General features: G+C 65.0%; 28 protein-coding genes and 1 pseudogene. 8 read left to right on the forward strand and 21 right to left on the reverse strand.

The window, feature by feature from the left end; genetic code table 11:
• Positions 1–241 precede the first annotated feature (241 nt).
• Positions 242–487 carry a hypothetical protein gene (locus tag FJ951_RS16420; RefSeq protein WP_140499998.1) on the reverse strand — a complete coding sequence of 82 codons (246 nt, stop codon included), beginning with the start codon at positions 485–487 and terminating at the stop codon, positions 242–244.
• Between the two features lie 257 nt (positions 488–744).
• On the opposite strand from FJ951_RS16420, the gene FJ951_RS16425 reads away from it, so the two are divergent.
• Positions 745–1,035, forward strand: a complete 291-nt coding sequence (locus FJ951_RS16425) for a hypothetical protein (RefSeq protein ID WP_224519116.1) — start codon at positions 745–747, stop codon at positions 1,033–1,035.
• Positions 1,036–1,182: 147 nt separating this feature from the next.
• A complete protein-coding gene (locus tag FJ951_RS16430) occupies positions 1,183–2,190 on the forward strand; it encodes an aldo/keto reductase (protein ID WP_140515981.1) in 1,008 nt (335 codons plus the stop codon).
• 26 nt (positions 2,191–2,216) lie between these two features.
• On the opposite strand, the gene FJ951_RS16435 is transcribed toward FJ951_RS16430, so the two are convergent.
• The 8 genes from FJ951_RS16435 to FJ951_RS16470 all read right to left on the reverse strand — a co-directional run bounded on the left by FJ951_RS16435 (position 2,217) and on the right by FJ951_RS16470 (position 9,812).
• Positions 2,217–3,368, reverse strand: coding sequence for a GNAT family N-acetyltransferase (locus FJ951_RS16435; protein ID WP_140515983.1), 1,152 nt, complete (start codon positions 3,366–3,368; stop codon positions 2,217–2,219).
• Entirely contained in the window at positions 3,365–4,357 is a 993-nt protein-coding gene (locus tag FJ951_RS16440; RefSeq protein ID WP_140515985.1) for a sterol desaturase family protein, read from the reverse strand. Before FJ951_RS16440 ends, FJ951_RS16435 begins: the two co-directional genes overlap by 4 nt.
• A 326-nt stretch (positions 4,358–4,683) precedes the next feature.
• Positions 4,684–5,448, reverse strand: a complete 765-nt coding sequence (locus tag FJ951_RS16445) for a slipin family protein (RefSeq protein WP_140515988.1) — start codon at positions 5,446–5,448, stop codon at positions 4,684–4,686.
• Complete coding sequence (locus FJ951_RS16450) at positions 5,445–6,818, reverse strand: nodulation protein NfeD (protein ID WP_140515990.1); 1,374 nt, start codon at positions 6,816–6,818, stop codon at positions 5,445–5,447. The genes FJ951_RS16445 and FJ951_RS16450 overlap by 4 nt, the downstream gene beginning before the upstream one ends.
• 190 nt (positions 6,819–7,008) lie before the next feature.
• A complete protein-coding gene (locus FJ951_RS16455) occupies positions 7,009–7,368 on the reverse strand; it encodes an SPW repeat protein (protein ID WP_140500009.1) in 360 nt (119 codons plus the stop codon).
• A gap of 209 nt (positions 7,369–7,577) precedes the next feature.
• Positions 7,578–8,000, reverse strand: coding sequence for a VOC family protein (locus FJ951_RS16460; protein ID WP_140500011.1), 423 nt, complete (start codon positions 7,998–8,000; stop codon positions 7,578–7,580).
• Positions 8,001–8,073: 73 nt separating this feature from the next.
• Positions 8,074–9,159, reverse strand: coding sequence for a D-alanine--D-alanine ligase family protein (locus FJ951_RS16465; protein WP_140515992.1), 1,086 nt, complete (start codon positions 9,157–9,159; stop codon positions 8,074–8,076).
• Positions 9,160–9,194: 35 nt separating this feature from the next.
• Positions 9,195–9,812, reverse strand: a complete 618-nt coding sequence (locus FJ951_RS16470; RefSeq protein WP_140515994.1) for a C39 family peptidase — start codon at positions 9,810–9,812, stop codon at positions 9,195–9,197.
• Positions 9,813–10,030: 218 nt separating this feature from the next.
• Between FJ951_RS16470 and FJ951_RS16475 the strand changes: the two genes are divergently transcribed.
• Complete coding sequence (locus tag FJ951_RS16475; RefSeq protein WP_140515996.1) at positions 10,031–10,501, forward strand: nucleoside deaminase; 471 nt, start codon at positions 10,031–10,033, stop codon at positions 10,499–10,501.
• 133 nt (positions 10,502–10,634) lie between these two features.
• On the opposite strand, the gene FJ951_RS16480 is transcribed toward FJ951_RS16475, so the two are convergent.
• From FJ951_RS16480 to FJ951_RS16505, 6 genes and pseudogenes are all read right to left on the reverse strand, one after another.
• Positions 10,635–11,183 (reverse strand): YbhB/YbcL family Raf kinase inhibitor-like protein, encoded by a 549-nt coding sequence (locus FJ951_RS16480; RefSeq protein ID WP_140515998.1) that lies wholly within the window; start codon positions 11,181–11,183, stop codon positions 10,635–10,637.
• Positions 11,184–11,317: 134 nt separating this feature from the next.
• Complete coding sequence (locus FJ951_RS16485; RefSeq protein ID WP_140516000.1) at positions 11,318–12,109, reverse strand: hypothetical protein; 792 nt, start codon at positions 12,107–12,109, stop codon at positions 11,318–11,320.
• 115 nt (positions 12,110–12,224) lie between these two features.
• Positions 12,225–12,389 (reverse strand): annotated as a pseudogene (locus FJ951_RS16490) (PLP-dependent aminotransferase family protein); the annotation flags it as partial.
• An 11-nt stretch (positions 12,390–12,400) separates the two neighbouring features.
• Positions 12,401–12,781: an ester cyclase gene (locus tag FJ951_RS16495; RefSeq protein ID WP_140500021.1), complete on the reverse strand. Its 381-nt coding sequence runs from the start codon at positions 12,779–12,781 to the stop codon at positions 12,401–12,403.
• A gap of 110 nt (positions 12,782–12,891) precedes the next feature.
• The gene (locus FJ951_RS16500; RefSeq protein WP_181172251.1) at positions 12,892–14,091 is read right to left on the reverse strand and encodes a PLP-dependent aminotransferase family protein; all 1,200 of its coding nucleotides are present in this window, start codon (positions 14,089–14,091) and stop codon (positions 12,892–12,894) included.
• A gap of 148 nt (positions 14,092–14,239) precedes the next feature.
• Positions 14,240–14,692 (reverse strand): GNAT family N-acetyltransferase, encoded by a 453-nt coding sequence (locus tag FJ951_RS16505; RefSeq protein ID WP_140500024.1) that lies wholly within the window; start codon positions 14,690–14,692, stop codon positions 14,240–14,242.
• 236 nt (positions 14,693–14,928) lie between these two features.
• Between FJ951_RS16505 and FJ951_RS16510 the strand changes: the two genes are divergently transcribed.
• Entirely contained in the window at positions 14,929–15,576 is a 648-nt protein-coding gene (locus FJ951_RS16510) for a DUF922 domain-containing protein (protein ID WP_140516004.1), read from the forward strand.
• A 16-nt stretch (positions 15,577–15,592) separates the two neighbouring features.
• On the opposite strand, the gene FJ951_RS16515 is transcribed toward FJ951_RS16510, so the two are convergent.
• The 3 genes from FJ951_RS16515 to FJ951_RS16525 all read right to left on the reverse strand — a co-directional run bounded on the left by FJ951_RS16515 (position 15,593) and on the right by FJ951_RS16525 (position 18,040).
• Positions 15,593–16,651 (reverse strand): Gfo/Idh/MocA family oxidoreductase, encoded by a 1,059-nt coding sequence (locus tag FJ951_RS16515; RefSeq protein ID WP_140516006.1) that lies wholly within the window; start codon positions 16,649–16,651, stop codon positions 15,593–15,595.
• A gap of 94 nt (positions 16,652–16,745) precedes the next feature.
• Positions 16,746–17,450: an SDR family oxidoreductase gene (locus FJ951_RS16520; RefSeq protein ID WP_140516008.1), complete on the reverse strand. Its 705-nt coding sequence runs from the start codon at positions 17,448–17,450 to the stop codon at positions 16,746–16,748.
• Between the two features lie 122 nt (positions 17,451–17,572).
• Complete coding sequence (locus FJ951_RS16525; protein ID WP_140516010.1) at positions 17,573–18,040, reverse strand: Lrp/AsnC ligand binding domain-containing protein; 468 nt, start codon at positions 18,038–18,040, stop codon at positions 17,573–17,575.
• 131 nt (positions 18,041–18,171) lie between these two features.
• Here FJ951_RS16525 and FJ951_RS16530 point away from each other — a divergent pair, with 131 nt between their 5' ends.
• The gene (locus tag FJ951_RS16530) at positions 18,172–19,167 is read left to right on the forward strand and encodes an ornithine cyclodeaminase family protein (protein WP_140516012.1); all 996 of its coding nucleotides are present in this window, start codon (positions 18,172–18,174) and stop codon (positions 19,165–19,167) included.
• Positions 19,168–19,211: 44 nt separating this feature from the next.
• Here the strand turns inward: FJ951_RS16530 and FJ951_RS16535 are convergent, their stop codons facing one another.
• Positions 19,212–19,829 carry an XRE family transcriptional regulator gene (locus FJ951_RS16535; RefSeq protein ID WP_140516014.1) on the reverse strand — a complete coding sequence of 206 codons (618 nt, stop codon included), beginning with the start codon at positions 19,827–19,829 and terminating at the stop codon, positions 19,212–19,214.
• A 131-nt stretch (positions 19,830–19,960) separates the two neighbouring features.
• Between FJ951_RS16535 and FJ951_RS16540 the strand changes: the two genes are divergently transcribed.
• From FJ951_RS16540 to FJ951_RS16550, 3 genes are all read left to right on the forward strand, one after another.
• Positions 19,961–21,094 carry an FAD-binding oxidoreductase gene (locus FJ951_RS16540; protein WP_140516016.1) on the forward strand — a complete coding sequence of 378 codons (1,134 nt, stop codon included), beginning with the start codon at positions 19,961–19,963 and terminating at the stop codon, positions 21,092–21,094.
• 50 nt (positions 21,095–21,144) lie between these two features.
• Positions 21,145–22,749: an ABC transporter substrate-binding protein gene (locus FJ951_RS16545; protein WP_140516018.1), complete on the forward strand. Its 1,605-nt coding sequence runs from the start codon at positions 21,145–21,147 to the stop codon at positions 22,747–22,749.
• A gap of 183 nt (positions 22,750–22,932) precedes the next feature.
• A complete protein-coding gene (locus tag FJ951_RS16550; protein ID WP_140516020.1) occupies positions 22,933–24,054 on the forward strand; it encodes a serine hydrolase domain-containing protein in 1,122 nt (373 codons plus the stop codon).
• Here FJ951_RS16550 and FJ951_RS16555 read toward each other — a convergent pair.
• Positions 24,017–24,571, reverse strand: a complete 555-nt coding sequence (locus tag FJ951_RS16555) for a cytochrome b (RefSeq protein WP_140500038.1) — start codon at positions 24,569–24,571, stop codon at positions 24,017–24,019. The genes FJ951_RS16550 and FJ951_RS16555 overlap by 38 nt on opposite strands.
• A 148-nt stretch (positions 24,572–24,719) precedes the next feature.
• Positions 24,720–25,439, reverse strand: coding sequence for a 3-keto-5-aminohexanoate cleavage protein (locus FJ951_RS16560; protein WP_140516022.1), 720 nt, complete (start codon positions 25,437–25,439; stop codon positions 24,720–24,722).
• Positions 25,440–25,537 lie beyond the last annotated feature (98 nt).

Raw genomic sequence — 25,537 nt, forward strand, 5'->3', positions numbered from 1 at the left:
TGCGCCGGACAAGGCAATCACCTTGAAGCGGCCTGCTGCTTCAACTTCATCGAAATCGCCTCGCCGGCTAACATAATCGAGGGGAGGTCGTTCCGCAGATCAGGCGGAGCCGGCATCGAAGACGCCAGCGACCATACAAATGCTTTTCGAGCACCAGGACAGGGCGGACATTCAAGTCTATGGGCACCGGAAGCGCAGAAGCCGTCCTTGCGGGCCGGCATCACCTGAATGTCACCGCACCTCAGTCAGAGTGGCCGTCGCCCACATTGCCGTTGCCGCCTGGGGTGGACAGCAGTCCGAAGTCCTGGGACTTGACGCCCTGCTCCGCCGCCAGGAATCCGTCCGAGGCGAGGCCACGCCGCAAGAGCTCCCTGACCGCGGCCGAGCGGCTCGGCATGCGCTTGTCGAAGCGCCAGTTCTCCAATGCCGCCAGTTCATCGGCGGTCAGCATGACCTGCAAGCGTTCAGGACGTTCCAGTTCAGTCACGGCACTTCCTCGCACAACCGAATACGTGAATGAGTATCTGTCTCATTCCACTAATAATTAGGATAGCAATCCTAACACGTCAAGGTCGGCAAATACGCGACCTCCCCATCCTGCTCATGATGACTATAAAGCGTCGGGCGCGCCTTTGCGTAACCATGCTAACTAACTGATATATATCGAGTATTTTCAGATTTCCGCTTGCCACACACCGATGCGAGGCGCATGCTACAAAGGCAAAACCAGTCCAGGAGGTTTCCATGCGGTATGACTACTCGACGCGGTTGCGCGATGACGTTCAATCCGCGGTCACCACGGCTTTCAGGACGTACGGCATCGTCAACATCACCGCGGTGGCCGAACGGATCAGGCTCAGGAACCTCGACGAAAACGTTGCTCTCGAGGACGTCGAGCACCTGGTCCTGGCGGCCGCCCAACTGCTTGGCGCCGCCATCGAATTCGAGGGCCTGACCATGATCGACCGCCTGCCGGACGCTCATGTCAACGGCCGCCCCGGCGGACCGGCCCCTGCCCTGAAGCGCCTCGTCTGAACGGATTTGAGGCGACGCGCTAAGTCATTTCGGGCGACCTGCATCAGGGCTCCGGTGGCCGGGCGAACCCGCTGGACGCCGCCTACCTGTGGAAATTGAGCGCGCGCGCTATATGGTGTTTGAATTCCCCCCTCTGGAGAACACGCCATGACGCTCGACACAGGCAAGCTCGGCAGCCAGGGGCTGCGGGTCTCGGCCATCGGCCTCGGCTGCATGGGCATGAGCCAGTCCTACGGCCCGGCCGACGAAGCCGAATCCATCGCCACGCTGCACCGCGCCATCGAACTCGGCTGCACCTTCCTCGACACCGCCGAGGTGTATGGCCCTTACGCCAATGAGGCGCTGCTCGGCCGCGCCTTGAAGGGCAAGCGCGACCAGGTGACCATCGCCACCAAATTCGGCTTTCGCATCGAAAATGGCCGGCAGGTCGGCACCGAACGCGACAGCAGGCCGCAAACCATCAGGGCGGCGGTTGAAGGGTCGTTGAAGCGGCTCGCCACCGACCATATCGACCTTCTCTACCAGCACCGTGTCGATCCAGCCGTGCCGGCCGAGGATGTCGCCGGCACGGTCGGCGAACTGGTCAAACAGGGCAAGGTCCGCTTCTTCGGCCTGTCGGAGGCGGGAGCCGCGAACATCCAGCGGGCGCACGCCGTGTTTCCGGTCTCGGCGCTGCAGAGCGAGTACTCGCTGTGGGAGCGCAATCTCGAGCCGGAAATCATTCCCCTGCTGCGGCAAACCGGCATCGGCCTGGTGCCGTTCTCACCGCTCGGCCGCGGCTTCCTGACCGGCGGCGCCAAGCGCGCCGAGGACTATCCGGAAGGCGATTACCGCCGCGGCGACCCGCGCTACCAGGGTGCGAACTATGACGCCAATGTCGAGGCCGCCGCAAAGGTCCGCGACATCGCCGCCGCCAAAGGCGTCAAGCCAGGGCAGATCGCGCTGGCCTGGCTCCTGGAGAAGGGCAACGTCTTCGGTGTCGACATCGTGCCGATCCCCGGCACCAAGCGGATCAAATATCTGGAAGAAAATGTCGCCGCTGCGTCGCTGAAACTGGAGGCCGCCGAGATGGCGGCGCTCGACGACGCGCTGGCCCCGGGGAAGGTCTCCGGCCCGCGCTACGGCGACCGCACCATGATGATGATCGACCGATAGGTTCGCACGTCGCCGGTGAATCGGGCCTATTCCACCGGTGCGGGCTTTTGCCGAGGATCGGGCCGCAACCGCTGGTGAAGTTCCCTGCCGGCGTGCAGGGTCCGGTCCGCCAGCGCGGCGAGTGTTCCGCGCAAGGTCCTTGTTCCCAGCACCGAATCCAGCGTCACCGACTGGGTCGCGAAGCGCCGCTTGAAGTCCTCGCCGCCGCACAGGAAGTCGACCATCGTCAGCCCTCTGTCGATCGACCACTGGATGTAGTCCATCATCAGCACCATGCCGGGAGACGCCCGTTCGACATCCGGATCGTAGGTCGTGACGAAGGCCATCATCGTGTTGCGCTGGACGAAATTGATCGAGACCGCCACCACCATCCCGGCGCATTCCAGCACGAAGACATGCAGGAGCCCTTCCCTGGCCAGCACCGCGACCAGCGCGGCCAGGGCCGGCGACCCCTCATCGAACAGGTTGGATTCGTGTCCGCGCGCGGCGAGCCATTTGCGCTTGAACTCGGCGAGCCTGTCGAGGACGGGCTGCATCGGCTCGTCCGGCGACATGAGGCGGAACCGCACTTCGCCGCCTTCCTCGAGGAATTTGCGGCCACGGCGATAATTCTGGCGCATCTTCTTCGTTTGTTCCCCGAACCAGTCCGCGCCCGTACGCCATGGCCCGGCGACCCGGAAGCTGGTTTCGCTGCGGCGGTTCGGGCGCAGCGCCATCTTGGGCGCCGAAGCGGGAGCAAGCAGCGTGCGCATCGCGGCGTCCGGCAGCAGGCGGTTCAGATAGACGAGATCGAAGCCGCCCGCGGCCGAAATTTCCTGCCATAGCGCCGCGACCGCCGCCGGATCGCAGTCCGGCGCGACCAGCACGTCGCCATAGTCGCTGTGGTCCTTGGCAGCCCATTCCAGGACGTTGACGCCCTTGCGCCGCACCGTCGCCAGCGGGATGACGGAGTCGATCCGGTCACCGTTCCAGACGAGGCCGATCCTGAGACCACGCAGCTCCCGGTCCGGGGCCGTCTGCCACCACGCCGTGACCCAGGCGTGGCTTTGAAAGATCAGCCCCTCCGCCCGGCGCCACAGCTCCGTCCAGGCCGGCCCGACCGACGCGAGGCGCTCCTCGGAGGTGACGATCTCCAAAGCGCCGGCCTTCGGGCCCTCGATCGCGGCGTGAGCGTTCATGGCTGCGGGCTCCGTGTCGGCTCGGACGAAGCGCGGCGGCGAAACCGCCGGGCGATGTGCCCCCACATCTTCTTGAGCGGCAGCACGTAAAGCCCCGACAGGGATTGATAGTCGCGCGCGCCGCGTTCCATCAATCCGAACCTGAAATCCTCATCGGGCTTGGGCACGCACAACGTTCCGAATAGCCGGTCCCAGAACGAGAACAGCAAGCCGAAATTCTTGTCGTAGTGCCTTGGATCGACGCTGTGGTGCAGTTGGTGCCAATGCGGGCACAGCACGATGTTGTTGAGCGGCCCGAACGATATCTTGAAATGGGTGTGCCTGACGAAATCCATCATCAGGATATTGCGCATGACGTAGACGTTGACGCCGAAGATCGTCACTTCGACGAGGTTAAGCGACAAAAGGGTCCAGATGCCGAAGCAGATCCCGGGTATGACGCCGTCCCAGGCGCGGTTCATGAGCTCGTCGAGCGGATGAACCCTGTCCTTGGTGATCCCGACCATCACCTCCGCCGAGTGATGCACCTTGTGCAGCTCCCACAGGAACGGGAAGCGGTGCTGGGCCACATGGTAGAGGTAATAGGATATGTCGTAGGCGATCAGCATCGTCACCGTGAAGACGACGATCGTCACCGCTCCCGGCGGTCCCGGCAGCAGCGGCGGCTCGATTTGCAGGAGTGCCGCCAGCGTCCGATTCGTCGCGTAACCGACGGCGACGACGAAGGTCACGCCCGCCGGCAGCATCAGGAAGGGCATAATCGCCTTGCGGGTGATCCAGAAAAGCAGGTCCGCCCGCGCCGAGGGATGCGTGACGATCTCGTTGGGAAAGACGAAATCGAAGAATTCCCTGAAGCTCTTGCGCTCCGCCGTCCGCCAATAGGCGATCAGGGCGCTGCCCAGCGCGGTCAGCAGCAAGAGGCCGGCCGCAAGCAGGCTGGAGCCGGACAACTTGTCCAGGATCCTTTCGATGATGCCGGCAATCGACATGGGCCCACTCATTTATGCAACCGAAGCTTGACTTGCAGGAGGCGATTGACCTGACTGGCCGGGCAAGCCGCCACGCCGTCAGGGCTCTCGATCATTTCGCCGTCACCCTAGTCGAGAATCCATAGCGAAAGCTTAAGCTAATTAAAAACAATGAATCCGCTAAAAAGCCCGCTATATATTGCCGAATTCTGAATAAAACTCCTAAAATTGACAGCAAAGGACCGGCAGCGCTTGGCGTGGAGATCGCAACTTCGGGGAATCGCCGGGTGATCGTGCCGGTCCCGAGCTCGCCGGCCCGCGGCCGGGCTGCCAAACCCCTCCCAAGCTTATTTCCCGGCGCCCGGCTGCTTGTTGAAGATCGCTAGCAGGTCCATCGGCAGCGGAAACACCACCGTCGACGAGCGCTCGCCGGCGATGTCGTGCAGCGCCTCGAAATACCGCAGTTGCATGGCCTGTGGCTCCTGCGCCAGCATCTTGCCGGCCTCGACCAGCTTTGCCGCCGCCTGCTGCTCGCCATCGGCGTTGATCACCTTCGCGCGCCGCAGCCTTTCAGCCTCGGCCTGCTTGGCGATGGCGCGGACCATGTTCTCGTTAAGGTCGACATGCTTGATCTCGACATTGGACACCTTGATGCCCCATGCGTCGGTCCGCTGGTCCAGGATCTCCTGGATGTCGCTGTTCAACTTGTCGCGCTCGGCCAGCATCTCGTCGAGTTCGTGCTTGCCGAGAACCGAGCGCAACGTGGTCTGCGCGAGCTGGTTTGTCGCGGCCATGAAGTCCTCGACCTGGATGACGGCCCGCTCGGCGTCGACGATGCGGAAATACAGCACCGCGTTCACCTTCACCGAGACGTTGTCGCGCGAGATCACGTCCTGCGGCGGCACGTCCTGGACCACCACGCGCAGGTCGACCCGCACCATCTGCTGGACGAAGGGGACGAGGAGGATGAGGCCGGGGCCCTTCACCCCGGTGAAGCGGCCGAGCGTGAAGACCACGCCGCGCTCATATTCCCGCAGGATGCGAATGGCGGCGGACAGGAAGATCAGCACGATGAGGGCGAGCACCAGATAGGCGACGTAACCGATGATCATTGCCTTGCTCCATTGTTCCTGCGCCGGACCGTCAGCACGAGATCCCTGACGTCGGCCACCTCGACGCTGTCGCCGGGGGCGAGCGGTTCATCGGCTTTCGCCCGCCAGCGCTCGCCCTGCGCGAGCACATGGCCTTCGCTACCCGACCAGTCGAGAATCCTGGCCGGCAGCCCGTGCATGGCCTGCGCGCCGACACGCGGCAGGCTCCTGCGCGCCCTCCACAGATAGCTGCCGGCCAGCAGCGCCAGGCCAAGCGTCAGCGCCGCGGCGGTGCCGATGAGCGCCCACGACATCTCGAAGCCCGGGCCCTCGACCTTGAGCAGCATGGCGGCGCCGAGCAGGAAGGCTGCCACGCCTCCAAGCCCGAGCACCACGGTCGGGTTGAAGGCCTCGATGACGAGGAAGGCGATGCCAAGCAGCATCAGGGCGAGGCCGGTATAGCTGATCGGCAGCAGATTGAGGGCATAGAGCCCGAGCAGCAGGCAGATGGTCCCGATCACGCCGGGCGCCACGGCGCCTGGGCTGGTGAACTCGAAGACGAGGCCGTAGACGCCGGCCAGCATCAGGACGACGGCGATGTTGGGATCGGTGATGACGGCGAGAAGCCGGATCAGCCAGCCGGGATCGAGCGTCTCGACCGCCACGCCCTTGGTCGCCAGCACCTGTTGCTTGCCGGCCACCTCGACCGTGCGGCCGTCGGCAAGCTGGAGCAGCTCGGCCGTGTCGCGGGCGACGAGGTCGACTACATGTGCCTGAAGTGCCGCATTGGCGGAAAGGCTGGCCGCTTCGCGCACCGCCTTTTCGCCCCAGTTGGCATTGCGGCCGCGCAGTTCGGCGAGCGAACGGATCAAGGCGACCGCGTCGTTCGTCACCTTGGTCATCATCGCGTCGCCCGCCGGAGGCCCGGTGGCATTCTTCTGGTCGCCCTTGTCCTTCTCGTCGCCACCGGGAAGGGACGGCAGCCCGCCAAGCTCGACCGGCGTGGCGGCGCCCAGATTGGTGCCGGGCGCCATCGCCGCGACATGGGTGGCATAAAGGATATAGGTCCCGGCACTTGCCGCGTGCGCGCCGGCGGGCGCGACATAGCCGATGACGGGAACCGGCGAGGCAAGGATATCGGCGATCATTTCGCGCATCGAGGTGACCAGCCCGCCCGGTGTGTCGATCTCGAGGACAACGGCTTCGGCGTGCCGCTCGGCGGCTTTGGCCAGCGCTTCGTTGAGCTGCCTGGCACTCGCCGGGCCGATGGCGCCGTCGATCACGACGCGCAACGCGACCTTCTCCGTAGCCTCCGCGGTCACGGGAGAGTGACTGGCGGCCGCGGCGGCCATGAAGGCCGCTGCCAGAACCGCCATCCGCGCGAGGGTCACGCTCAAAACTCCCTGGATTACGCAGGATATGCTGTGCAGGATATGGCGTTCGGTCCGTCGAAATCCATGGCCTGGCCTCAGATTGCAAGCCGGCGACCCTGCCCTTCGCAGCCGGCGGCAAACGCAATGGGCAGACGTTCAAAGCCGGAAGGGGCCCCGCTCGCGCGCCGGCCCCGTCCTTGGTCAGCGGTCACGCATGTGCGTGCGGGTGACGGACGTCCCAGACGGCCCAACCCGATACGGCAACCACCAGCACGCCGAGAATGACGTGGGTGGCCATCGCATTCGTGTTCGCCATGAATTTGAGCAGCCAGGGCGACACGATCAGCCAGAGCCCGAGAACGACACCTACCCATTCCTCCCACTCGGCGAAGGCGGCAAGCGCCGCCACGGCCACCGCGCCCAGCACGACGCCGACAATCCAGGCGTTCCATGCGGGAGCGGTTTCAGCAGCGAAGCCGATTATCCAGGGTGAGATGAACAGGCAGACGGCAAGGACCAGATTGAGCCAGTCCTGGCCTTTCTTTCCTTCCATGAGTGTATTTGCCATGACAACCTCCATAGATGAAGCTTGGCCAAAGCGTTGTATTCGCGTGCAAACGCACGCTTAATGGTTGATGTAACTATGCCTCACATGGCCTTCAAGGCCTGCCCCACGGACGGGTCGCCTCCGCGTGGATCGAGCTCCCTCCACCCGATTGGGATCAAGCCGGGACGGGCCACATCAAGGCAAAACCACCCGCCTCTTGTCGGCGCATTCTAGAACGTGATCTTCACCGAGGCGGCACTGCGGTTGGCCGCCCCGTGATGCACCGCTTCGATGTTGTTGCCGTCCGGGTCGAGAAGGAAAGCGGCGTAGTAGCCGGGGTGGTACCGGCGTTCACCCGGCCCGCCATTGTCCCTGCCGCCGCCGTCCAGCCCGGCCTTATAGAACGCATCGACCATGGCGCGGTCTTTCGCCTGGAATGCCAGGTGATGGCGACCGGTCAACTCTCCCCGAGCCGCGCGGCTGTCGGCGGTTGAAATGAAAAGCTCGTCGGCCCAGAAATAATCGGCGGCGCTGCCGCCGATCGGAATATCGAGCACTCGAAATACTGCTTCGTAAAAGCGGCGGCTGGCGGCGATGTCCCTGACCACCAGTTGGATATGATCGATGAGCCGGCCGCGATGCAGTTCTTCCATGCAAGCTCTCCTCTCGCCAAGGGCTCGAATCTAACTAGCTTCGCGTGATCCGCCGTCAATGCCGCGCCGAACGTCAGGACTTTCGCGCGGCATGCCGCGCCAGTGCGTGCTCGATCAGCACGTCGATGACCTGGCTGTAGCCGATGCCGATCGCCGCCAGCGCCTTGGCATACATCGAGATGTCGGTGAAGCCGGGCAGCGTGTTGACCTCGTTGACCAGCAGCGAGCCGTCAGCCCGCAGGAAGAAGTCGACGCGGGCCATCGCCTCGCAGCCGAGCGCCTGGAAAGCCCGCGCGGCCATCTCCCTTGCCTTGTCGGCGACGGCGGCCGGGACATCGGCGGGCACGTTCACCACGGCGCCGTCGGCGTCGAGATATTTGGCTTCATAGGTGTAGAAGCCGTGCTTGCCGGCCGGGATGATTTCGCCGGGCAGCGATACGGTCAGCGTTCCGTCGGCCCGCTCCAGCACCGAGCATTCGATCTCGCGGCCGTCGACGAACTCTTCGATCAGGACCTTGCCGTCGTAGCGGAAAGCCGTCTCGACGGCCCGTTCGAAGCCGTCCCGGTCGTTCACCTTGCTGACGCCGAACGACGAGCCCTGGCGCGCCGGCTTGGCGAAGAAAGGCAGGCCGAGCGCGCCGGCGATCTCCTGGAACGGCCCGACATCGTTTCGATGCACGGTGACGGAACGGGCAACCGGCAGCCCGGCCTCGCGCAGCAGCCGCTTGGCGACATCCTTGTCCATGGCGGCGGCCGAGGCGAGAATGCCGCAGCCGACATAGGCGACGTCGGCGACCTCGGCATAGCCCTGCACCGAGCCGTCCTCGCCGAAAGGACCGTGCAGCACGGGAAAGACGACGTCGACCGGCGGCAGGTCGGGCTGTGCTCCGCCGCCCCGTGCGGCCACCAGCCTGCCTCTACCACCGGGCAACAATGCGACCTCCACGCCGTCCTCAGACACCGGTGCCCCGGCTCTGTCGTCGCCAGCCTCGGAGGATGGTTGCAGCAGCCATCTTCCGTCCCTGGAAATGGCGATCGGGACCACCTCGTAAAGCGTCCGGTCGATGGCCTTCAGCACATTGGCGGCCGAAAGGCGCGATACGTCATGCTCGGCCGAACGTCCGCCATAGAGGACGGCGACCCTAATCTTGTTCTTCATTGAAAAGCCTTGTCCTTCATCGAAATCCCACAAGATCAAATGCTGACGGCAATGCCGCGATTGGCAAAGAAGCGATCGAAATCGGCGGCCGCCAACACTGCGTTCGCCTGTGTGGCGCCGGTATGGCCGGACGGATTGTGAAAGCGAAAACCTTCATCCGATGCCGACATGACCAGCACCAGATGGCCGCCCTTGGACGGCGGCTCGCGTTCGGGCCAGCGGATCGAACTGCTGACCGAGGCGATGAAGAAGCGCGACTGCCCGAGGATCGCCGGAATATCCGATGTAGCGACACTGGTCATCACCTTCGCTTCCAGGCCGAATTCCGCCTTCACGAACCTGACAAAGGGGGCGTAGATCAGGCCCTTGATCGATCGTTCGGTGACGACATAACCGCCATATCCGGTGCAGCGCCTGGCCAGTTCGATGGTCGGCACGATCTGGCCGCGCGCCGCCAGGATCATCTTGAGGCACGCCATGCCGCAGACATTGGCGGCCCACAGCGCGTATTCGTCGAGTGTGCGCGCGCCCGAGTTCTCCCACAGCGGATCGCGCCGCAGCGCCACCTCGGCGCCATCGGCAAGGACGGCCGAAGTCATATCGGGCGTCTCCCACTGGCTGAAAAACGGCACGGTTCCAGGCGGTGGGCTCATCAATTCCTCAAACAGACTATTTCAATTTCGTATACAGGGATACGAGAGCGGAGAACAGTGCTTCAAACCTCATTCGCCTGATCAGGCGATGGCCCGCGCTCGGGTTTTGCCCGCCGGGCGAAGCTTGCCAATGCCCGCCGATCGGCGCACTCTCAGCCCTACGAAGCCGGTCGCCGGGTGTCGGTTCTTCTCCTCGCCCGTCGTGTTAGGATTGCGCAATGACCCGCGACCAGATGCTCGCCCACCTGCGTGCTGCCGACGCCGTCGCTCGCGAGGCGGCCGTGCACGGCCATCATCCGTTCGGCTGTGTGCTGGTCGGGCCGGACGATCGCGTGCTTATGCGCCAGGGAAATCTCGACACGGTGCGCCATGCCGAGACGGAGCTCGCCCGGCGCGCCGCGGCTGCCTACGAGCCGGATTTCCTCTGGTCCTGCACGCTGGTCTCGACCGGCGAACCCTGTGCGATGTGCGCCGGAACACTCTACTGGGCCAATATCGGCCGCCTGGTCTACGGCTTCGAGGAGACGAAGCTCCTGGCGCTCACCGGCGATCACGCCGAGAATCCGACGATGAGCCTGCCCTCGCGCACAGTGCTCGCCTCGGGCCAGAAGAAGATCGAGGTCTTTGGCCCCTTCCCCGAGATCGAGGACGAGCTGATCGCGCCGCATCGCGATTTCTGGACGCGCTGACGCGCCGGCCGAGGCCGCGCGCAAAGCCGCCAGATGGCCACCGGAACGGAATTCAAACGATCTCTTGCAACGTGTTTGCCAACAGCGTCGTCAATGCGCTGGTGGCCCGGGCGACTGCCTGAACCGGTCATGCTTACCGCCCATAGGTGTACGTCACGCTGGTCTCGCCGAGCGCCTGGCTCTTCGCGGCCACTGCCACCATTTCCGGAGAGGGATTCTCCGGCGCGCGCAGCTTCGGCGCGCCGAGCGCATAGAGCGTGAAGACATAGTGATGCGTGCCGCTGCCGGGCGGCGGGCATGGCCCGAAATAGCCTGCGCGGCCGATGCCATCCTTGCCGAGCACCGTACCCTTGGGCAAGCCTTTGCCGCGCTTCGAGCCAGCCCCTTCGGCCAGGCCCTTCGCGCTTGCCGGGATGTTCCAGGCCAGCCAGTGCCAGAAACCCTTGCCGCCGCCGGCGTCGGGGTCGAACATGGTGAGCGCGTAGCTCTTGGTGCCTGCCGGCGGGTCCTTCCATCTCAAGGCGATCGATACGCTTTGCCCGCTGCAGCCGCCGGCCTTGTCGCCGAGATATTTTTCGGCCCATTTGCCGTTGGAAACCGACGGGCTTGAAATCTCGAAAGCCGCCGCCTGATTGGCGAGGCCGAACAGCACCAGCACGGCGAAACCGAGGCGCAAGCTCATGGCTTCCTCCACTTCCAGCCAAGATGCCGACGAGTTTAGCCGAAAAGCGGCCCGAAATTAGGCAATTTGGCGCGAAACTGCTGGTGGGAGCCGCGGGAATTGCTGGTCCCTGCAACAAAAGCTGCCGGACGGCGCTATTCCGCCGCGCTGCATTCTTCGGTCGGCTCAGCCGGACCGATCGCCGAGATCCAGAGCCGGTCGATGTCGGCTAGCTGCGCGCGGTCGATTTCGTCGAGATGGTTCCAGTACATGCCATCCTCGTAGAAATAGCCGAGCTCGCGCTCGATTTGCTCGGCCACTTCGACCCTATGCTGATGGATGCCCGCACGCGCATCCATCTTCATGCCGGCGAGGCGCTCGGGGGACAGTAACCGCAATTCCTCGAAGGACAGCCTTGGGAAGACCAGGCGGCTTTGCGGCAGGTCCGACAGGTTGATGCAGAGCGTGCCGCGTCGCAGCGCATGAATGAGCAGGCGGGCGGATTTGGCCTCGAGGCTTCGCAGCGTGACATCGTCGCGCAGCGGGTCGGCGCGGCCGATGCCGTAGAAATGGGTGTCGCCGGCCGTGTCGTAGATCATGTCGCAGCCGAGGAAGGCGAGCACGTCCGGCCTCTGGCTGTGGACGGCCCAATAGGCCGCTGTCAGCGACATGGTGGCGCCGGCATAGACGAAGCCGCCGAAAGTATTCTGGGCCGGCACGTAATGCGCGGCGCTGAAGATCTCGGCCTGCCGCAGCGGTTCCAGAGGCGGCATCCGGTTGGACGGGAAATCGCCGGCATGCACCAGCACGTCCCAGTCGGGGCGCACGCGCCAGGCATTGTTGATGGCGACGATGCTGGCGAAGGTCTCCTTCGGCCAGGCGGCGCAGCGCACGACGTCGGGCGCGCTGCCGAGAAGCAGCGTCACTCTGGGCGTTGCGGAGACCATGACATCCTCATTCGACCGGCAAAGGCACGCCCGCATTTACCGCACGCCTTGCCAGGCGCACAAGGGCTGCCGACAAGCCGGCCTGACGCCCCGGGGCCAGGAATCCGGTCGGTTGCTAGTTCCTCAGCAGCTTGGCCAATCTGGGAATGCCCTCGGTCACAGCGCGGCGGTCGGCCAAGGTGAAGGACAGCCGCAGCGTGTTGCGCCCGGTGCCATCGGCGAAGAAGGCGCTGCCGGGCACGAAGGCGACACGCGCTTCCTTCACCGAGCACGCCAGGAGAGGTTCGTGGTTCAAAGCTGGGCTTCGATGGCGGCCTTGTCGATGATGGACCACACGAGCCGGATCTTCGCGCCGCGAAATTCATAGAAGACGTTCTCGGCGAAGGACACTTTCCGGCCGTCTACGGCAAGCCCGAGGAAATTTCCCCTGGGCGTGCAGTCGAACATCAGGCGGCTCGCGACATGAGGCGGATCGCAGACCAGCAGCCGGATATCGAAACGAAGATCCGGAATGTCGTCGAAATCCTTCTCCAGCATCGCACGGTAGCCGGAGAGACCGATCCGCCTGCCATTGTGGGACACGTCGTCGTCGACGAACTGCCCGAGGTTCGGCCAGTCCTGCCGGTTGAGGCAGGCAATGTAGTCGCGGTAGATACCGGAAAGGTCGGTCATGGCGCATGAACCCGCGTTCGTGGACACAAGGCTATTTTGCACCCGCAACAAGTCAGGGCAACCCGGGTTTGTTCGCCGCTGGAGCGATGCACCGTCGTCTGGCCGGCGCCTTAAGCCTTGAGCAGCGCCGCCAGCCGCGGGATGCCCTCGGTCACCGCGCGGCGGTCGGCGAGCGTGAAGGACAGCCGCAGCGTGTTGCGCCCGGTGCCGTCCGCATAAAAGGCATTGCCGGGCACGAAGGCGACACGTGCTTCCTTCACCGAGCGCGCCAGGAGCGCGGTGGCGTCAGCGCCTTCCGGCAGCGTCACCCAGACGAACATGCCGCCTTCCGGGCGGCTCCAGGTCACGCCTTCCGGCATGTTGGCCGCGAGCGCGCCGAGCAGGCCGTCGCGGCGTTCGCGATAGGCGCCGATCAGCTTTTCGACCTGGGCCTCGAACACCGCTTCGGCCGCCCGGTGCATCACCATCTGGTTGATCGACGGGCTGTGCAGGTCGGAAGCCTGCTTCATCAGCACCAGCTTGTCCACGACATGGCGCGGCGCGCAGACCCAGCCGACGCGCATGCCCGGCGACAGGATCTTCGAAAACGAGCCGCAATAGAGCGTGCGCGCCTTGTCGATGCCGCCGGAGCGCGCGCAGTCCAGCGCCAGGATCGGCGGCACGCTTTCGCCATCATAGCGCAGCGCCCGGTAGGCGGCGTCCTCGACGATTGCGATGTCGAGCTCGCCGGCAAGGTCGAGCACCGCCGCGCGCTGCTGCCTGTCCAGCGTGTTGCCGGTCGGGTTGGCGAAATCCGGCACCAGATAGGCGAACTTGACCCGGCCGCCATTCGCCGCCGCCGCCGCGCGATAGGCATCCGGCGTCATGTTACCGCCTTCCGGCCGCAGCCGGTCGTAGCGCGGTTCATAGGCGTTGAAGGCTTGCAGCGCGCCGAGATAGGTCGGCCACGTCACCAGTGCGGTGTCGCCGGGCGACAGCAGCAGCTTGCCGATATAATCGAGCGCCTGCTGCGAGCCCGAAGTGATGAAGATGTTGGCTTCCTCGCAGGCGACGCCGAGCTTGCCCATCTGCCCGGCGATCCATCGCCGCAGCGGCAGATAGCCCTCGCTCACCTGGTACTGAAGCGCGGCCCCCGCCTCGCCGCCGCCGAGCACGTCGGCATAGGCGTCGCGGATCGCCTCGGCCGGAAACAGCGCCGGATCGGGAATGCCGCCTGCGAAGGAGATGATGTCCGGCTGGTCGAGCAGCTTCAGCAGCTCGCGGATTTCCGAGGCCTTCATGCGCGACGAGCGCGACGCCAACAGGTTCATAAGGGTCAAGCACGCCTCCCCGGACGCATCGAATATAGGTCAACTTAGCTGACCTATATCTGGTCTCGCCGCAAATTGAATAGGGCCTGCTAGCCTTCCCGCATGCGCCAGCCGCCCGCCTTAGCGGAAAGCGACGGCCCCGCCTGCGCTACAAGGTCTTCTTGTAGCCGAGATGGGTGCCGGTGAAGCCGAGGCTTTCATAGAAGCGGTGCGCGTCCGCTCTGGTCTTGTCGGTGGTGAGCTGGACGAGGCCGCAACCGCGCGCCCGGCATTGATCAACAGCCCATTCGATCATCAGCCTGCCTATGCCTTCGGAACGGCGGTGCCCGGCGACCCGCACCGCCTCGATCTGACCGCGCCAGGCGCCCTTCCGCGACAGCCCGGCAAGGAAGCTGATCTGCAAGGTGCCGACCACGTCGGCGCCATCGACCGCCACCGCCAGCAACTGGTTGGGGTCGGCATCGATGGCGTTGAAGGCATCGACATAGCCCTGCGCCAGCGGCAGCGAGGCATCCTCTCTGGCCGCGCCAAGCGGATCGTCCGCCAGCATGGCCACGAGGGCAGGCAGGTCGGAGGCCAGGGCCTTGCGGAAGGTGATCATGAGCACGACTTACGGCGACGCGCCGGCGCCGGCAAGGCCGTTGGTTTGGAAGCCTCACCCTATCTTCGTCATCCTAGGGTCTGCGCCGCGTCGCTTCGCTCCTTGCTCCGCCCTAGGATGACGAACCGAGGGAACTTCTTCAACCCCATACCCATCCTGGTCTTGCCGCACGGCGCCAGCGCCTCCCTCCAACACATTTGCAGCACCCGCCGGCAGCATATAGGAAAAGCCACAAGATGGCATTGGCGTCGGCGCCGGTCCTGGTTTCGCGGAGAGCGGTGTTGAGAGCGTGTGTTCGTCTGTGCCTGTCGTTGGTCGCGGTGCTCGCCTTGCCGCTTGTCGCCTATGCCCAATGGAAGCCGGTCGAGACGATCGAGCCCTACACCATCTCGGGCCGGACCGGACAGGAGCTCTACCGGTCGATCGGCGAGAACGGACCGCTGATCCGCGGCGCCAAAACGCGCACCATCGCCTACACCAATTTCAAGCTGACCTGGACCAGGGACTACCAGAACAAAGGCGGCGATTGCGTCCTGGCATCGGCCAGCCCGAAACTCATCATCACCTATGCCTTGCCGAAGCCGTCAGGGTCCCTGCCGCCGGCCGTGCAGAAGAGCTGGGACAGCTTCATCGCCGGCGTCGCCGCCCATGAGAAGGTGCATGGCGCCGATATCATCGCCATGGTGCGCAAGATCGAGGCGGCGACCGTCGGCCTCAGGGTTGCCGACGATCCCAAATGCGCCAAGATCCGGACCGAGATGACCAGGCGCCTCTCCGAATTGTCGCGGGCGCAGCGGCAGGCAAGCCGCGATTTCGACCGCGTCGAATTCGGCAATGGCGGCAATTTGCAAAAACTGGTTTTTGGCCTCGTGACCGGTCCCTGAGAGGAAGGCGCCACCCTCACCGCGTCTGCGCGCTCGCCGCGAGCTCCGCCCGCTTCTCGTCCGACACCACGGCCAGATCCAGCACCTTCTGCAGTTCGGCGGCGTGGCGGAAGGACGGTTCGGCCTGCACGCCGGTCCGCACCGCGTCGGCGAAACGCTGGTAGTTGGTGGCCACCGTGCCGGCGTCGAGCTCTTCCCATATCCCGTCGTCGACATTTTCGCCGAGGCAAGCCTTGAGCGACGAGCCGTCGAGATTGTGTACCACTTCGAGACCGCCTCTGTCGCCATAGATGCGCAGGCGCAATTCGTTGAGATGGCCGGTCGCCCAGCGGCTGGCATGCACCACGCCGAAGGCGCCGTTGGAGAAATCCACCGTCATGGCGAAACTGTCATTGGCGTCGAGCCCGTAGTCGCCGATGCGGTTGCCCGGCGCCTTGTCGAAGGAGCGCAGCCGGCAGAACACATGATCGATGCCGAGGGCCGCGCCATAGCTGGCGAAATCGAGGATGTGGATGCCGACATCGCCGAGCACGCCGTTGGAGCCGTGGCCGCGCGACAGCCGCCAGAGCCATTTCGGGTCGCTGCGCCAGTCGCCCCAGAATTTCGACACCAGCCAGCTCTGCAGATAGGACGCCTCGACATGCCGGACCGTGCCGATCTCGCCGGCCTGCACCATCTGGCGGGCCTTCTGCAGCGCCGCCACATTGCGGTAGGTGAGGTTCACCATGTTGACGATGCCGGCTTTCTCGGCGGCCTCGGCCATCTCGATCGCCTTGCCGAAATTCTCGGCCAGCGGCTTCTCGCACAGCACCGGCTTGCCGGCCGCGATCAGCTGCATGGTGGTCGGGTGGTGGATGCGGTCCGGCGTGACATTGGCCACGGCGTCGAAGGCGCCCCATTTGAGCGCCTCGTCCAGCGCGGTGAAGCGGTTGGGGATGTTGAAGCCGTCGGCGAACTCGCCGACGCGCGCCGGATCGAGGTCGACGGCCCCGACAATGTCGACGCCATCGATGGCGCTGAATTGCCGTGCATGTTCCTGCGCCATCCAGCCGGTGCCAAGTATCAGAAGCCGCATTTTTCCTCCTTGGTGCGAGATGTCGTCGCGTCAGGCGGGATGCCGGATCCCCTCCGCGGCGCGCGTCGGACAGGCCTCCCCTCCCGGACCCGCCTCAAATAGCGCGAATGATCCCGCCGTCGACGCGGATGTTCTGGCCGGTGATGTAGCCGGCGCCGTCCGAGGCCAGGAAGGCGATGGTCGCGGCGATCTCCTCCGACGTGCCGTAGCGCTGCATCGGCACCGAGTCGCGGCGTTCTTCCGTCGCCGGCAGGCTGTCGATCCAGCCGGGCAGCACGTTGTTCATGCGCACATTGTCCGCTGCATAGGTGTTGGCGAAGATCTTGGTGTAGGCGGCGAGGCCGGCGCGGAACACGGCCGAGGTCGGGAACATCGGGCTCGGCTCCACCACCCAGGCGGTCGAGATGTTGATGATGGCGCCGGCCTTCTGCTTGACCATCTGCGGCGCCACGATGCGCACCGGCCGGATGACGTTGAGCAGGTAGACGTCCATGCCGGCGTGCCACTGTTCGTCCGTGATCTCCAGGATCGGCGCGCGCGGCCCGTGGCCGCCGCTGTTGACCAGAACGTCGATGCGGCCATAGCGCTCCAGCGTCAGGTCCGCGAGGCGCCGCAGATCCTCGTTCGACTGGTTGGAGCCGGTGACGCCGATGCCGCCCAGTTCCTTGGCCAGTGCCTCGCCCTTGCCGGATGAAGACAGGATGGCGACCTTGAACCCGTCCGCCGCCAGCCGCTTCGCCGCCGCAGCCCCCATGCCGCTGCCGCCGGCCACGATGACAGCCACTTTTTCTGAACTCATTGGGTTTTCCTTCTCGGGTTGGCGGGAGTTGCGGTTCAGCGGTCATATAGCCGGTTTCGTCGGCCGCTTCGAACCAGAAAGGCTGAACCGACCTGCAGAAAATGCGAACATGTCACTCGACTTCAAGGAGCGACGGGCAGCAAAGCATCCGGCTTTACATTGGCGATCGAGGCGTAGGTGTGCGTTTCCCGAACGCCGGGCAGCGGCAGGATGACACGCTGCAGAAAATCCTGGAACATCGCCATGTCGGCGATCCGTGCCTTGACCAGATAGTCGAAGCCACCAACCACCATGTGGCACTCGATGATCTCGGGCGCCCGCAGCACCGCTTCGGCGAAGCGGTCGAAGACATGCGGCGCCGTGTGGTCGAGCCGCACCTCGATGAAGACGAGCTGTGCCTGCCCGATCCTGGCCGGATCGAGAACGGCTCGCACCGCGCGGATGAAACCTTCGGCGAACAGCCGCTTGACGCGCTGCGCAGCTCCCGTCGGCGACAGGCCGACGCGGCGGGCCAGATCGAGCGTCGTGCGGCGGCCATCCTCCTGCAACAAGCGCAGCAGCGAGCGGTCGATGCGGTCGAGATCGTCCATTTCAGGATTCACACTTTCGAACGGGAGCAAACGCGATAATCACGCCGAAATAGCCAAAACAGCATATTTCATCACGCCCATGGATCGCAATACCGTTGCCGTGCACTCCAGCCACCAACGAAAGCGTATCCATGACGACAGCCCTATCGATCTCCCGCAGCGCCCAGGCCAAGGGCGACACACCGGTGCTCGTCCTGAGCGAGGCCGAGGTGAAGACATGCGTCGATCTTCGCCAGCTTCTCAACGCGCTGGCCAGCGGCTTCAAGGCGCTGTCCGGCGGCAAAGTCGTCAATCCGGCCCGGCCGCAGCTCGACATTCCGCAGGCCGGCTATTCGCTGGCGATGCCCGCCTGGATGGCGGGCATGCACCTGACGGTGAAGATCGTCAACGTGTTCGAGGGCAATATCGCCGACGGCATCCCAAGCCACCTTGCCACCATCCATCTGTTCGACCCTGCGACGGGCATGCCGGTCTGTGTCATGGACGGCACCTACATCACCGCCGTGCGCACTTCCGGCTCAGCCGTGCTTTCGGTGCGCGAACTCGCCCGCCCCGACGCAAGGATCGCGACCGTGGTCGGCGCCGGTGTGCAGGCCGGCCAACATCTCAATCTCCTGCCGCTGGTGCGCGACTTCGCCGAGATCCGCGTGGTCTCGAAGGAATTCGCCGATGCGCAAGCGCTTGCCGCCCGGCATGTCGGCGTCGTCGCCGTCGACGATCTCGAGGCCGCGATACGCTCGTCGGATGTTGTCTGCCTGGCAACGCACTCCTACGAGCCGGTGATCTCGGCCGACTGGGTGCGGCCCGGCACCCATGTCTCGTCGGTCGGCGTCGCTCCGCCCGGCGGCGAACTGCCTGTTTCGCTTATCGGTAGGGGCAGTCTGTTCGTCGAGACGGCCGATGCCTTCGCCCCTACTCCGGTCGGCTCTTGCGAACTTGACGGCCTCGATCCGCAAACCGGAACCGAACTCGGCGAGATGCTGCTGGGGCTCAGGCCAGGGCGGGTCAGCGCCGAACAGATCACCATCTACAAGGCCATGGGTGTGGCCATGGAGGACATGGTGGCAGCCGACCTCGCCTATCGCGAGGCGGTGCGGCAGGGATTGGGGCAAACCGTTTCGTTATAGCGAGGAGTGAGAAGGTCGTGCAGCTTTGCCCCGGCCTTTCCGCCCTATCCTTCCACCGTCTCCAGCACGCTGAGCAGCGTGCCTTCCATGTCGGGCTCGTCGCCGGAGCAGACGCACAGCATTTCGGCGTCGCCGTCGCCCACAGAGAGGTAGGCGTGGCCCATGGTGGAATCGATATAGACGCTCTCGCCCTGTTTCAGCCGCACCGGCGCGTACTGGTCGGTGTGCAGCTCGATCTCGCCCTTGAGCACGATCAAAAATTCCTCGCCGGCATGTTTCGTCAGCGGCCCGAACTCCTCGGGCGTGCGGGCGCGCGCATAGGCGTGGATCGGCACCATGCGCTTGCGCACCAGGTCGGTGGCCAGGTACCGGTAGTCGTAATTGCGGGTCAGTTGGCGCAGTGTGTTGGACGGTGACGTCACGGAGCGGCGGGTGCGCGCCGCCGGCTGCTTGCGGTCGCCGCTGAGCAGTTCCGTTACATGGATGCCGAGCCCTTCGCAGATCTGCAGCAGCTTGTCGTAACTCAGCGACATCTGGTCGTTCTCGACCTTGGACAGCGTCGACACCGCGACACCGGTGAGCCTGCTCACCTCCTGGAGGGTCCAGCCATGCGTCTTCCTCAAGCCGCGCAGGCAATCACCCAGCTTCGGTTGCTCCGACATATCAGCTCCATGCCGCGGGATCGCGCCGCTCCATCCTAGGTAATTGAACTTCCCGCCGTCATCAACAACGCCAACAATTTTCTTATACGCTAAATATTGACTGGATAAGAAATTATTTTTACGACTGAACGATGCAGTCGAATTCACTCCCGAAAATCGTCGTCATCGGCGGCGGCATTGCCGGCCTCTCGCTTGCCGCCGAGGTGGCGGACTGGGCCGACGTCACCCTCATCGAGCGCGAGAGCCAGCCGGGCTATCATGCCAGCGGCCGCTCGGCCGCCCTGTTCACCGAGACTTATGGCAACCGCCTGGTGCGCGCGCTGACGCTGGCGAGCCGCCGGGCGATCTTCGACGGCGGCTTCGTCGCGCATCAACGTGGCGCGCTGCATGTCGGCCGCGCCGATGACGGCGCGGCCGTCGACCGGCTGGCCGGCGAATTGCAGGCCATGGTGCCGAGCGTACGCCGCCTCTCCGCCGCTGAGCTGCATGCGCTGGTTCCCGTCATCGATCCGCAAACCACATGCGGCGGTGTCCATGAACCGGGTGCGGTGGACGTCGATACCGGCAAGATGCTTGCGGCCTGCGCTTCGGCACTGAAGGCCAGGGGCGGCATCATGCGCACGGGCGAAGAGGTGCGCGAGATCGCGCCCGCCGGCAATGGCTTGCGCGTCGCCACCAGTGCCGGCGCCTATCCCGCCGACATCGTCGTCAACGCCGCCGGCGCCTGGGTCGATGTCGTGGCCGGCCTGACGGGGCTCACCGGCCTCGGCTTCCAGCCCAAGCGGCGCACCGCCTTCCTGTTCGACCCGCCCGCGGGCACCGACATTGCCGGCTGGCCGCTGGTGGTCGATCTGCACGAACAATTCTACTTCAAGCCAGACGCCGGCAGGCTGATCGGCTCGCTGGCCGACGAAACCGATTCCGAGCCTTGCGACGCCTGGCCGGAAGACATCGACGTCGCCATTGCCGTCGACCGCATCGAGCAGGCAACGTCCATGCGCATAGGCCGCCCGTCGACGCCCTGGGCCGGCCTGCGCACCTTCGCGCCCGACCGCACGCCGGTCGCCGGCTTCGACCCGCGCCTCCCCGGCTTCTTCTGGCTCGGCGGCCAGGGCGGCTATGGTTTCCAGGTATCGCTGACATTGGCGCGGCTCGGCTCGGCGCTGATGCGCGGCCAACCCTTGCCCGACGATGTCACCGCGCTTGGCGTCACCGCCGCGGGGCTGGCGCCCGACCGCTTCCTGGCCCCGGCGGCGACGCCATGAATTTCATGCCCTTCCCTCAACCAGAAAAAATGTCATCAGGAGCGTTTGCGATGAAATCCACCGTTCTGCGCACAGTGCTTGGCTCGACCCTTCTGGCCTCGTCCGTCCTTCTCGGCGGGCAGGCTCATGCCAAGACGCTCGTCTATTGCTCGGAGGCCAATCCCGAGACCTTCAACCCGGCGATCGGCATCGCCGACTCCACCATGGATGCCGCCGCCAAGACGATCTTCAACCGGCTGGTGGAGTTCAAGCCGGGCACGACCGAAGTCGGACCGGCGCTGGCCGAGAGCTGGGATGTCTCGCCGGACGGCAAAACCTACACATTCCACCTGCGCCAAGGCGTGAAATTCCAGTCGAACGAGCATTTCACGCCGACGCGCGAGTTCAACGCGGACGACGTCCTTTACACGTTCAATCGCCAGCGCGACGCCAACAATCCCTACCACAAGCTCGGCGGCGGCTCTTACGAATACTTCAACGCGCTGGGCATGGGCACGCTGATCGACAAAATAGACAAGGTCGACGATTACACCGTGCGCTTCACGCTGACGGCCCCCAACGTCACCTTCCTGGCCGGGCTGGCGCTCGACTACCTCTCGATCTTGTCGCTGGAGCAGACCGAAAAGATGGTGGCCGCCGGCACGCCGGAGCTGATCGACAGCCAGCCGGTCGGGACCGGCCCGTTCATGCTCGATGCCTATGTGCCCGACAGCCAGGTGCGCTACGCCGCCAACAAGGATTACTGGCGCGGCGCGCCGAAGATCGACACGCTGGTCTTTGCCGTCACGCCCGAGCCGACCACCCGCGTCGAGCGCCTCAAGGCCAATGAATGCCAGGTGGCGGCCCCGCCCCCGCCCAGTGCCGTCGCCGAATTGCGCGCCGATCCAGACATCACGGTCCTCGACCTCAAGGGCCAGAATATCGGCATCCTCGGCTTCAACGTCGAGCATCAGCCGCTGGGCGATGTCCGCGTGCGCACCGCGCTTGCCAAGGCCATCGACCGCAAGGCAATCGTCGATGCCGTCTATGCCGGCGCCGGCACGGTTGCCGGCAGCGTCGTGCCGCCGGCGCAGCTCGGCGCCGTCACCGATGCCGGCATCGACTACGATCCCGACGGCGCGAAGAAACTGCTGAAGGAAGCAGGCCACGAAAGCGGCCTCAAGATCAGCCTATGGGCGATGCCGGTGTCGCGCCCCTACAACCCCAACGCCAAGCGCATGGCTGAGATGATCCAGGCCGACTGGGCGAAGGTCGGCGTGCAGTCCGAGATCGTCAGCTTCGAATGGGGCGAATATCTCAAGCGCACCGCCGCGGGCGAGCAGGACGCTTTCCTGCTCGGCGGCAGCAGTGACAATGGCGATCCCGACAACATGCTGAGCTATCTCCTGTCCTGCGACGGCGTGAAGGGTGGCTCGAACCGGTCGCGCTGGTGCGACAAGGATTTCGAGAAGCTGCTGGATGAAGGCCGCGTCGCCGCCGACCCGAAAGAACGCGCCGCGATCTACGGCAGGGCGCAGGCAATCCTGAAGGCCGAGGTGCCGGTGGCGCCGATCGCCCATTCGCTGGTGGCGATCCCGATCCGCAAGAGCGTGCTCAACTACATCCTCGACCCCTTCGGCCGGCAGAATTTCGCCGCGGTCGATGTGGCTGAGTGAGGGCAGGCGCTCCCTGTCCTTCCCCCATATGGGGGAAGGTGGATCGGCGCGCAGCGCCGAGACGGATGAGGGGTGTTCCAGCGGAATGAGACGTTGGTGTTCCCTGGAGCACCCCTCATCCGACCTCGCTTCGCGAGGCCACCTTCTCCCACAGGGGGAGAAGGAAAAAAGAAAGCGATATCAATGCCGAAAGACCTGACCTCCCTCCTCAACAGCTACCTCGCCGACGGCGCGGTGGGTGCCTCGCTGGCCTATTCGACAGGCGCCGCGCCAATCGCCCTCACCGCGGGCCTAGCCGATCGCGCACATGGCACATCAGTCACACCGGACCAGTTGTTCAAGATCGGCAGCTGCACCAAGACCTTCGTCGCCGCCGCCCTGGTCAAGCTCGCCGAGACCGGCAAGCTCGAGCTCGGCGCGCCGATCTCCTCCTGGTTCCCGGATCTGCCGGGCGCCGGGAATATTTCGGTGCGCCAGCTGATCAACCATCGCAGCGGCCTGCCGGAATTCGAATATTACATACCGATGGATCCGGGCCGGCAATGGACGCCGCAGCAGCTGGTCGACATCGCCTTCGCCTCCGACAAACAGAAGGCACCGGGCGGACCCGCTGTCTACAACAACACCGGCTATGTGTTGGCCGGCATGGTGATCGAGGCCGTCACCGGCCAGTCGCTCGGCGCCTATGTCAGAAGCGCGGTCCTGCGGCCGCTCGCCCTGGAAAACACCTGGTCGCCAGCCACCGAAGCATTCCCGGAAAGGTCGATGGTGCGCGGCTACTACCACCGGCCGCCGCTGGCGCCGGGCGCACCGACAGACATCGCTTCCGGCGGCGAGATGTGGCGCATGGACGGCGTGCTGCCCTACTCCGACGAATTGCAGGATTCTTCCGATTCCTTCCCATTCGGCGCCGCCTATGGCTGCGGCGACATGGTGTCGACGCCGTCCGACATGGTGAGCTTCATGCGCAGCCTGTTCTCCGGCAAGCTCTTGTCGCCGCCTTTCTTCGCCGAGATGTTCGAACGCCGCGTGCCGGCGAGCTTCCCGGGCACCCGCATGCGCGAGACCGGCGCCGGCATGTTCCAGAGCGCCTATGCCGACCGCGCCTTCTACGGCCATCAGGGCAGCATTCCGGGCTATGTCGCGGTCATGCTGCATGATCCGGCGACCGGTCTTACCATCGCCATGACCAGCAATGTCGGCTCCGGCAACCGCCTGTCCTTCCAGGCCAGCGGCCTGCATCCCGTGGTGGATCAGGCGATCCGGATCATTCTGGAGCAGCCAAGCCGGGCAGCATCTGGCTGAGCACGCGATCTCGCAGAAGAACGTGGTGGAAGACGGCCGCCGCGGCGTGCAGGCCGGCCAGCCACATGAGGATGTCGCCAAGCGTGCCGTGGATTTCCGCCAGCGAAGCGCCGACGTCCCATGGGGCGAAAAGCGGACCGATCGGACCGAAGCCGTACACCGTGACCGGATGGCCGCCAAACCATGCGCCGAGCATGGCGGTCACCGGCACAGCGAACATCAATGCGTAGAGCGCCCAATGTACCGCCTTCGACCCGACATACATCCAGGCGGGCATGGACGGAGCATCGGGAATGCGATCGAACAGCCGCCAGGCCAGGCGGATCACCAGCAGCCAGAAAACCGCGAAGCCGAGCGATTCATGAAGCAGCAGCATCGAGGCCCTGGGCGCTGAATAAACGCGCGTAGGAGGGCCGCCTGCCGAGACCAGGAAGGCGATGAGCACGAGCAGTGCCGTCAACCAGTGGAATGCCTGGGCAAGGCTTCCGTAGCGAGTTGTGGTACCGGACAGTGACATGCAGGAACTCCGCGGCAGTTGCACAAGGCTCCCCGCGCCAGGCCGAATTTGCCTTTATTTAGCTGCGCCTCGAGTGAGAACGATTCATGGCGGAGCAGGTCGGGTCGGCTTGTCGCACCGGCTGCACAGCCAAGGCGCTTGAGACCCTTCAGGTTTTCGACCAAAACACCGCCGCCGTCGCCGCGACGATCTCCGCATTGTCCAGCGCCACCTTTCCATCGGGAAGCGTCCTGCCGTCTTCCAGTCCGACTCGCGTCGACCAGCGCCTTCGACGCGCCAGCTCCACGAACGGCCAGACCGTGGCGTCGGCGCCGTGCAGCAGGATCGGCCGCCGCACCCCGGCGCGGTCCAGCGCGGCGACGATGCCGTGCGCCTCGGCGAGTGCGGCGGGCAATTCCTGTATGTCGATCTCGATCAGGATGCGCAGCACCCGGTCGTGATCGGCAAGACTGACGAACCGCTCGGCATCTTCCGTTGTGGCAAGGCCGGCCTCGATGCCGACGCCGCGCTGGCGCAAAAGCTCCATCACGCCGGGCGCGTCGGCCTCCGAAAGATTGACCGAGGCATAATCTGGCAGTTCGCGCCAGCCGGCGATCGCCGCGCGGGTGCGCTCGACGTCATTCTCGATCCAGGCGCCTGTCGACACGCCGATCGGCGTGCCGGGACAGGCCCGACGCACCGCCAGCACGGTCGCGTCGACGGCGGCCAGGCTCTCGCGCCCGTCCGCGCCACGCGGATGGATGTGCAGCTCGGCTGCGCCCGCGACGACGCAGGCGGCCGCATCGCTCGCCATCGCCTGCGCCGTCAGCGGCAATTTCGGATGAAAATCGCGCGGTCGTGCGCCATTGATGCAGGCCTGGACGATCATGGCTGCCATCCTCGGACAAGGGAGTAGCATTCTAGCCGCGTGGCAAGGCATGGCAAAGGGGTTGGGCGTTGTCTCTCCTGACAGCCACCGCCTCGCCC

The sequence above is a fragment of the Mesorhizobium sp. B2-2-3 genome (genome assembly GCF_006442405.1).
GTDB lineage: Bacteria > Pseudomonadota > Alphaproteobacteria > Rhizobiales > Rhizobiaceae > Mesorhizobium.

What these genes read in the sequence shown, in the direction of transcription:
- FJ951_RS16425 (WP_224519116.1), top strand. Translation starts at nt 745, where the DNA reads ATGCGGTATGACTACTCGACGCGGTTGCGCGATGACGTTCAATCCGCG.
- FJ951_RS16430 (WP_140515981.1), top strand. Translation starts at nt 1,183, where the DNA reads ATGACGCTCGACACAGGCAAGCTCGGCAGCCAGGGGCTGCGGGTCTCG.
- FJ951_RS16435 (WP_140515983.1), bottom strand. Translation starts at nt 3,368, where the DNA reads ATGAACGCTCACGCCGCGATCGAGGGCCCGAAGGCCGGCGCTTTGGAG.
- FJ951_RS16440 (WP_140515985.1), bottom strand. Translation starts at nt 4,357, where the DNA reads ATGTCGATTGCCGGCATCATCGAAAGGATCCTGGACAAGTTGTCCGGC.
- FJ951_RS16445 (WP_140515988.1), bottom strand. Translation starts at nt 5,448, where the DNA reads ATGATCATCGGTTACGTCGCCTATCTGGTGCTCGCCCTCATCGTGCTG.
- FJ951_RS16455 (WP_140500009.1), bottom strand. Translation starts at nt 7,368, where the DNA reads ATGGCAAATACACTCATGGAAGGAAAGAAAGGCCAGGACTGGCTCAAT.
- FJ951_RS16460 (WP_140500011.1), bottom strand. Translation starts at nt 8,000, where the DNA reads ATGGAAGAACTGCATCGCGGCCGGCTCATCGATCATATCCAACTGGTG.
- FJ951_RS16465 (WP_140515992.1), bottom strand. Translation starts at nt 9,159, where the DNA reads ATGAAGAACAAGATTAGGGTCGCCGTCCTCTATGGCGGACGTTCGGCC.
- FJ951_RS16470 (WP_140515994.1), bottom strand. Translation starts at nt 9,812, where the DNA reads ATGAGCCCACCGCCTGGAACCGTGCCGTTTTTCAGCCAGTGGGAGACG.
- FJ951_RS16475 (WP_140515996.1), top strand. Translation starts at nt 10,031, where the DNA reads ATGACCCGCGACCAGATGCTCGCCCACCTGCGTGCTGCCGACGCCGTC.
- FJ951_RS16480 (WP_140515998.1), bottom strand. Translation starts at nt 11,183, where the DNA reads ATGAGCTTGCGCCTCGGTTTCGCCGTGCTGGTGCTGTTCGGCCTCGCC.
- FJ951_RS16485 (WP_140516000.1), bottom strand. Translation starts at nt 12,109, where the DNA reads ATGGTCTCCGCAACGCCCAGAGTGACGCTGCTTCTCGGCAGCGCGCCC.
- FJ951_RS16495 (WP_140500021.1), bottom strand. Translation starts at nt 12,781, where the DNA reads ATGACCGACCTTTCCGGTATCTACCGCGACTACATTGCCTGCCTCAAC.
- FJ951_RS16500 (WP_181172251.1), bottom strand. Translation starts at nt 14,091, where the DNA reads ATGAACCTGTTGGCGTCGCGCTCGTCGCGCATGAAGGCCTCGGAAATC.
- FJ951_RS16505 (WP_140500024.1), bottom strand. Translation starts at nt 14,692, where the DNA reads ATGATCACCTTCCGCAAGGCCCTGGCCTCCGACCTGCCTGCCCTCGTG.
- FJ951_RS16510 (WP_140516004.1), top strand. Translation starts at nt 14,929, where the DNA reads ATGGCATTGGCGTCGGCGCCGGTCCTGGTTTCGCGGAGAGCGGTGTTG.
- FJ951_RS16515 (WP_140516006.1), bottom strand. Translation starts at nt 16,651, where the DNA reads ATGCGGCTTCTGATACTTGGCACCGGCTGGATGGCGCAGGAACATGCA.
- FJ951_RS16520 (WP_140516008.1), bottom strand. Translation starts at nt 17,450, where the DNA reads ATGAGTTCAGAAAAAGTGGCTGTCATCGTGGCCGGCGGCAGCGGCATG.
- FJ951_RS16525 (WP_140516010.1), bottom strand. Translation starts at nt 18,040, where the DNA reads ATGGACGATCTCGACCGCATCGACCGCTCGCTGCTGCGCTTGTTGCAG.
- FJ951_RS16530 (WP_140516012.1), top strand. Translation starts at nt 18,172, where the DNA reads ATGACGACAGCCCTATCGATCTCCCGCAGCGCCCAGGCCAAGGGCGAC.
- FJ951_RS16535 (WP_140516014.1), bottom strand. Translation starts at nt 19,829, where the DNA reads ATGTCGGAGCAACCGAAGCTGGGTGATTGCCTGCGCGGCTTGAGGAAG.
- FJ951_RS16540 (WP_140516016.1), top strand. Translation starts at nt 19,961, where the DNA reads ATGCAGTCGAATTCACTCCCGAAAATCGTCGTCATCGGCGGCGGCATT.
- FJ951_RS16545 (WP_140516018.1), top strand. Translation starts at nt 21,145, where the DNA reads ATGAAATCCACCGTTCTGCGCACAGTGCTTGGCTCGACCCTTCTGGCC.
- FJ951_RS16550 (WP_140516020.1), top strand. Translation starts at nt 22,933, where the DNA reads ATGCCGAAAGACCTGACCTCCCTCCTCAACAGCTACCTCGCCGACGGC.
- FJ951_RS16555 (WP_140500038.1), bottom strand. Translation starts at nt 24,571, where the DNA reads ATGTCACTGTCCGGTACCACAACTCGCTACGGAAGCCTTGCCCAGGCA.
- FJ951_RS16560 (WP_140516022.1), bottom strand. Translation starts at nt 25,439, where the DNA reads ATGATCGTCCAGGCCTGCATCAATGGCGCACGACCGCGCGATTTTCAT.